At 63.0% G+C, this 6,549-nt stretch carries 6 protein-coding genes; 2 read left to right on the top strand and 4 right to left on the bottom strand.

Annotated elements, in window-relative coordinates; all coding sequences use genetic code 11:
• Positions 1-372, top strand: a 372-nt coding sequence (locus tag RT424_RS11515) for a hypothetical protein (protein ID WP_313437953.1), incomplete at its 5' end; no start/stop codon positions are given.
• Entirely contained in the window at positions 372-974 is a 603-nt protein-coding gene (locus tag RT424_RS11510; RefSeq protein ID WP_313437950.1) for a HEPN domain-containing protein, read from the top strand. The genes RT424_RS11515 and RT424_RS11510, both read left to right, overlap by 1 nt.
• Positions 975-2,291: 1,317 nt before the next feature.
• Here the strand turns inward: RT424_RS11510 and RT424_RS11505 are convergent.
• The 4 genes from RT424_RS11505 to RT424_RS11490 form a co-directional block, all read right to left on the bottom strand.
• Positions 2,292-2,843: a septal ring lytic transglycosylase RlpA family protein gene (locus RT424_RS11505; protein WP_313437947.1), complete on the bottom strand. Its 552-nt coding sequence runs from the start codon at positions 2,841-2,843 to the stop codon at positions 2,292-2,294.
• A 128-nt stretch (positions 2,844-2,971) separates the two neighbouring features.
• Positions 2,972-4,192 (bottom strand): argininosuccinate synthase, encoded by a 1,221-nt coding sequence (locus RT424_RS11500; protein ID WP_313437944.1) that lies wholly within the window; start codon positions 4,190-4,192, stop codon positions 2,972-2,974.
• An 88-nt stretch (positions 4,193-4,280) separates the two neighbouring features.
• A complete protein-coding gene (locus tag RT424_RS11495) occupies positions 4,281-5,522 on the bottom strand; it encodes a class I SAM-dependent methyltransferase (protein WP_409521482.1) in 1,242 nt (413 codons plus the stop codon).
• A 122-nt stretch (positions 5,523-5,644) separates the two neighbouring features.
• Positions 5,645-6,382: an SDR family oxidoreductase gene (locus tag RT424_RS11490; RefSeq protein ID WP_313438009.1), complete on the bottom strand. Its 738-nt coding sequence runs from the start codon at positions 6,380-6,382 to the stop codon at positions 5,645-5,647.
• Between the last annotated feature and the right edge of the window lie 167 nt (positions 6,383-6,549).

The raw sequence follows: 6,549 nt of genomic DNA, 5'->3' as shown, positions 1-6,549 counted from the left end.
ATCGTACAAAACTATCGTATTCGCTCGCGTGATGGTAAGGAAGCCGCCCCTACGCGCGCTTACCAAAAATGGTTTGATGAACTCCTTAGCGTCAAAACGGATTTACTGATCCCTTCTCTGGGAGACGCGAATTTATTGATGGACAATGATACATACGAAAACGCTCAAGCGCCGCTGAGTGAATTCTTGATAGAAGTCCCAGATTTCAATAGTCTGATTGCCATTTCCCAGTCGCTTTCCAAACCTGTCTTTGAGTTGACACGCGACGACATCATGAATTCTGGGTCTGTTGCGAAGAATCAGGTCGAGAGCGCTGAGAAATTCCATCAAATATATACGGAGGCGGCAGGGAAAATTTTGAGTATGATTTAATGAAGTCCCACGTTCAAAGTGCGCTGAGAAATTTCAGTAATGGCTGCGATCGGGCACAGGGGCTTTGTTCTATCCATCGCTACCTGAAAGGTGCTGCCCCGGTGGCGATGGACTGTGATGACATTTTGCGCTCATCAGTAGTACTAGCTGTTAGTTCTTTCGATCTCTTCATCCATGACCTATATCGAACCGAAGTGGTGCACAGATTCATCTCGAAGAAATCGTCGGCGGGGCTGAAAATACCGTTTGATGCAGGTTTTTTGGCAGGCTCTTTGCAGACTTCTGCCATTGATGAACAGATAAGGTTAGAAAACTCGTACAAATCGTTTGTTGCTCCCGACAAGCTCTCTGAATGCCTGCGGCCTTTAATAGAGAAGCCTTGGGAAAAAATATCCACAATTCTTGGTGTTCCCGCACCCGATAGCAAGGCGAGACTCAAAAGTATTGTGGGATTGCGCAATAGGATCGCTCACGAAGGAGACGTGAATCCAGCTCTTGGAGGCATTGATCTTTGGCCGATTTATTCTGAAGACGTGCAAGCGTCTGTAGAATTTTTGCGTATCCTTGGAGTCGCCGTCGCTGAAGTTGTAGACAATGCGTGAATTCCTACAATATTCTATCTGAAGTGACGGCAATGGTCGCGTACCGCCTCTAATCCTGTCAGTCCGCAACGGGCCAGCCAACCACTTTCCTACATCTCCCCACATGCGATAAATGATCCGGTTCACCCCGACGCACCTGCGTCGGGGCTTTGGCTCCAATCTGCGGGGGTGAACCATGTCCGACCATTCGAACTCTTCCTATCCCACCGCTGCCGGGCGGGGGTGGATTCCGGCTTCTCGGGATATCGGGTTGCCGGGGGAAACCTTTTCGCGCGGGGGGCGTGAGGAGGCTTACGGGGAGGGCGCTCCGGTGCGGCGGGGCGTGGGGGAAAAGGTCTGGGAGCGCGAGGGCGATGGCCCTCGCATCTTGTCTTCTTCCTGTTCTTCTCCGGCGTCGGAAGACGCGCGCGTGCCCCTCCACCATCCTGCGGTGGGGAAGGAACCGGGCTGGTCTCCTGCGCGGAGGGTTCGGTTTCTGCATCATCTCTCCGGCGGGGGCGACGTGCGGGCGGCTGCGGCGGCGGTGGGGATGTCGCGGCAGTCGGCCTACTTGTTGCGGCGGCGGGACAGGGCTTTCGCGAAGGCGTGGGAGGCGGCGCTGGTGCTGGCGCGGCGGCATGTCGAGGAAGTGCTGGCGACGCGGGCTCTGGACGGGGTGGAGGAGCCGGTCTTCTATCACGGCGAGCAGGTGGCGGTGCGGCGGCGCTATGATGCGCGGCTGCTGCTGGCGCATCTGGCGCGGCTCGACCGGGCGGCGGAGGCGGCGGGCGATCTGGCGGAGCGGTTCGACGAGGTGCTGGCGGTGGTCTCGGGCGCGGCGCCGGACGAGCTGGTGCCGGTCGCGGTGAACGGGGCGGTGCTGCCGCCGGCGCGAGAGGTCTATGCGGAAGCGGCCGGCGCCTTGCTCCAGGAGGAGGCGGAGCGGGTGTGGAGTGAGGCGTTGGAGGACGGCGAGGCGGGGCCGGAGGACGAGCCTGTGCCTTACGTCGCGTTCTGGCGCGAGGCGGCGGCGCGGGACTGGGATGGCTGGCGTCGGCGCGCGGAGGGGGCGGTGGATGCGCTCGTGGGCGAGGACGCGGAAGAGCCGCCGATGGAGTTCAAGTCGCTGGCCGCTGGCCCGAGGGAGGAGGGGGCGGCTTTTTTCGCTCTGGACCGTGTAAAGTGTGTCAAGCGATCGAGGGCCGGGCCGGCAATCTCCGATCTGGCCGGGAACCCGATGCGGGGTGCGATGTTATCGTCTGTGAAGGTCGGCGCGGTGCTTCCCCCACCCCCTCCGTTACCGCGTCGACCTCGCCTTTTTTCAGATTCTTACGCGGGTTATTCGTCGCTGGTGCCGTCGTTGAGGACGGCGAGTTCGACTTTGCCGGAGCCCATGCGGGCAATGCCGATTTCCTTCGCGGCGGCCTCGGAAAGGTCGATCACGCGGTTGGAGTGGAACGGGCCGCGGTCGTTGACGCGGACCATCACCGAGTCCCCATTGCGCGGGTTGGTGACGCGCAGCATGGTGCCGAAGGGCAGCGAGGGATGGGCGGCGGTGAGGTCGTCCGGGTTGAAGCGTTCGCCGCTGGCGGTACGGTTGCCGCGCAGTTCGCGGCCGTAGAAGCTGGCAGTGCCGCCTTTGATAGCCTCGAATTCCTGGGCTTCCTGCTCAAGCGCTTGCGGGATGGCGGCGACGGGAGCGGTGGCTGCGGCAGTCGAAATGACGGCGGCGGGAGCCGGTGCGATGCTCTCGGGGGCCTTTGCGGGCGCCAGCCTCGACTCGGCAACAGCCGAGGAGGCAGGCGCTACCAGCATGGCAGCGGTGGCAAGAGCAAAGCCGATGCGCGCAAGGCGCTGGGCTTTATGCGGTTGGTTGTGCTTCCCCGTCATGGCGAGGAGTCCTACAGGCAGTTCGTCGCCAAGGGGACCCATGCAAAAGCGGCCCGTCGCACTTTGGCAACGGGCCGCCGGATGTCGTTAAGACGTTGAAAGGATTCGGATGGCCGAATCCGGCGCTCTTACTTGGCGTCGCGCTGGGCGAGCAGGCGGAGTCGCAGGGCGTTCAGTTTGATGAAACCGGCTGCGTCCTTCTGGTCGTAGGCGCCGGCATCGTCCTCGAAGGTGACGTGGCGTTCGGAGTAGAGGGAGTCCGGCGATTTGCGGCCGACGACCGAGGCGTTGCCCTTGTAGAGCTTGAGGCGAACGGTGCCGTTCACGCGGGCCTGCGAGTGATCGATCGCGGCCTGGAGCATCTCGCGCTCGGGGGCGAACCAGAAGCCGTTGTAGATCAGCTCCGCGTACTTCGGCATCAGCTCGTCCTTGAGGTGCGCGGCGCCGCGGTCGAGCGTGATCTGTTCGATGCCGCGGTGAGCGCGGGCGTAGATCTCACCGCCCGGCGTCTCGTACATGCCGCGCGACTTCATGCCGACGAAGCGGTTCTCGACCAGGTCGAGGCGGCCGATGCCGTGCTTGCGGCCCAGCTCGTTGAGGGCGGTGAGCAGCGAGGCGGGGCTCATGGCCACGCCGTTGAGGGCGACGCCGTCACCCTTCTCGAAGTCGATGGTGATGTATTCCGGTGCGTCCGGCGCGTCTTCCGGGTTGACGGTGCGCGAGTAGACGTAGTCGGGGGTTTCTTCCCAGGGATCTTCCAGAACCTTGCCTTCGGACGAGGTGTGGAGGAGGTTGGCGTCGGTCGAGAACGGGCTTTCGCCGCGCTTGTCCTTGGGGACGGGGATTTGGTGCTGTTCGGCCCAGGCGATGAGCGCGGTGCGGCTGGTCAGGTCCCACTCGCGCCAGGGGGCGATGACCTTGATGTTAGGATCGAGGGCATAGGCCGAGAGTTCGAAGCGAACCTGGTCGTTGCCCTTGCCGGTCGCGCCATGGGCGACTGCATCGGCGCCGGTCTCTTGCGCGATCTCGATGAGGCGCTTGGAGATCAGCGGGCGAGCGATCGACGTGCCGAGGAGGTAGTCGCCTTCGTAGCGGGCATTGGCGCGCATCATCGGGAAGACGAAATCGCGCACGAATTCCTCGCGCAGATCGTCGATGTAGATGTTCTCGTCCGGCAGGCCCATCAGCTTGGCCTTGGCGCGCGCGGGTTCGAGTTCCTCGCCCTGGCCGAGATCGGCCGTGAAAGTCACGACTTCGCAATTGTACGTGACCTGGAGCCACTTGAGGATGACGCTGGTGTCGAGGCCGCCGGAATAGGCGAGGACGACCTTCTTGATGCTGTCGGACATGGGCGCGGGCTCCGCAGAAAGGGCAGTGGATTCGGGACGCGCGCCTATCAGCACGCGCCCCCTTGCGCAATGAGGGAAAGGTGCGGCGCTATTCGGTCAGGAGTGCGACTTCGTTCGCGGCGATATAGTCGCGCGTGAGCGGAAGGGCGTGACGACTGCGGGCGTACTGGATCTGATAGTTGCACATGCCGCCGCTTTCGAAGGCTGCGGTGGCCCCGGCGAGGTAGAAAATCCACATGCGGTAGAACCGCTCGTCCATGAGATTGACGATGGCTTCCTTGTTGGCAACGCAACGCTTGTACCATTCGCGCAAGGTGAGCGCGTAGTGGAGGCGCAGGTTCTCGACGTCGGTGGCGATCAGGCGGTACTTCTCGCTGGCGGCCACCGTTTCGCTGAGCGCGGGGATATAGCCGCCGGGGAAGATGTACTTGCGGGTGAAGGCGTCGGTCGAGCCGGGGCTGCCCATGCGGCCGATAGTGTGGAGCAGCATGACCCCGTCGTCGGTCAGCAGGTTGCCGACGGCCTTGAAGAACTGGCCGAACTGCGCCTGTCCGACATGTTCGAACATGCCGACCGAGACGATGCGGTCGAACTTGGCGCCGCGCGCCGCGAGGTCGCGGTAGTCGACGAGTTCGAACGAGACCTTGTCGGCCACGCCGGCGGCTTCGGCGCGCTCGCGGGCGAGGGCGAGTTGTTCCTCGCTGAGGGTGATGCCGAGAACCGAGGCTCCTGCGTGCTTGGCCAGATAGATCGCCATGCCTCCCCAGCCGCAACCGATGTCGAGCACGCGCTGGCCGGGTTCGAGCGCCAGCTTGGCGGCGATATGCGCCAGCTTTGCGGTCTGGGCCTGCTCCAGCGTGATGCCGGGCTCCGGCCAGTACGCGCAGGAGTACTGCATGTGCTCGATATCGAGGAACAGGTTATAGAGTTCGTTGCCGATGTCGTAGTGGTGGGCGATGTTCTTCTTGGCGCTGGCCGCCTTGTTGATGCCGTCAACCAGCGTGACGACCTTGCCTTTCAGCTTCTTGAATGCGGTGTGTTCATGCAGTTCGCCGCCCTTGTCCCACTTGGCGTTGGCGCGGATCAGTTCGACCATCTCCATGATGTCGCCCTGTTCGACGACGAGCTGGCCATCCATGAAGGCTTCCGCCGCGCCGAGCCGGGGGTCGGTGAGGATGCGGCGTTCGCCGGCCTTGTCCGTAAAGCGGATGCGGACTTCGGGGAAGCCGGGGGTTGAGGTGCCGAAGCGCTTTACGCTGCCATCGGGGCGGGCGACCTCCAGGACGCCCTGACGGACGCCGCGCTGGAGGAAGTGATCAAGAATTCCCATTGCCATCAACCATTTGTGAAGGGCGCTTCGGCCCGGTGCAAGAGGGTTCGCTTGCGATATAGGCAAGCGAAGGCGTTGTAGTCGTCAAAGTTGGAGAAGGAGCCCCATCGGAGGAGTTTCGATTACTGGCGTGCGAGGAAGAGGACGTCGCGGGGCTGCGCGAGGAGGTGTTGCCCGGAATCGACGTAAAGCGTTTCGCCGCTTTCCAGCCAGCCTTGCGAAAGGAACAGCGCGGCGGAGGCTACGTCTTCCGGCGTGGTCTTGCGCCCGAGCAGGTTCATGCGGTGAGAGACCTCGGTTTCCGCGTCGGTCTGATCGTGGCTGGCAAGGATCGCGCCGGGCGCGAGGCCGTAAATGCGGTCCTCTTCCTGCATGCGCGCCATCGACAGCATCGGGATGGTGGCGGCCAGAGCATGCTTGCTCATGGTGTACGAGAAGAAATCCGGGTTCGGGTTGAGCAGTTTCTGGTCGGTGACGTGGATCACCCGGCGGCCGCCCTTCGCGCGGGCATGGGCGAGAAAGGCCTGTGCAAGTCGTGCCGGGGTTCCGGCGTTGACGCGCATGGCTTTCTCGAAAATTTGCGGATCGAGGGCCTGCGCCGTGTCGAGATCGAACATGCCGGCGCAGTTCACCAGCACGCGCCAGTCGGGCAGGCGGGCGGCCAGGGCCTCGACCATCGCGGGGCCGGCGTTCCAGTCGTTCAGCTCGCAACTGACGATCTCTGACGAGGGCAGTTCCGCCGCCAGAGCTTCGGCCTGCTCCCTGGAATGCCCGTAGTGGATGACGACGTGCCATCCCGCCGCGCCGAACATCCGGGCAATGGCCGCGCCAATGCGTTTGGCGCCGCCGGTCACCAGCATGGCAGGCCTTGCGTCCGTCACGCGGTGCGGCCTTCAGGTTGACACGGTTTACACGGTCCTGAGAGGAAATTTCCGGCGGCCTCGGCGTCCGGCCCCGTTCGGAGGGAAGAGCGGCGCGGAGGGGGAGGCAGGCAAGCAATCATCGGGCGGCATAGGAGCACAGACCG

The sequence above is a fragment of the Novosphingobium sp. genome (assembly GCF_032093395.1).
Taxonomy (GTDB): Bacteria; Pseudomonadota; Alphaproteobacteria; order Sphingomonadales; family Sphingomonadaceae; genus Novosphingobium.
The sequence above is the reverse complement of the archived record's forward strand: the minus strand, read 5'-3'. Positions and strand labels throughout refer to the sequence as shown.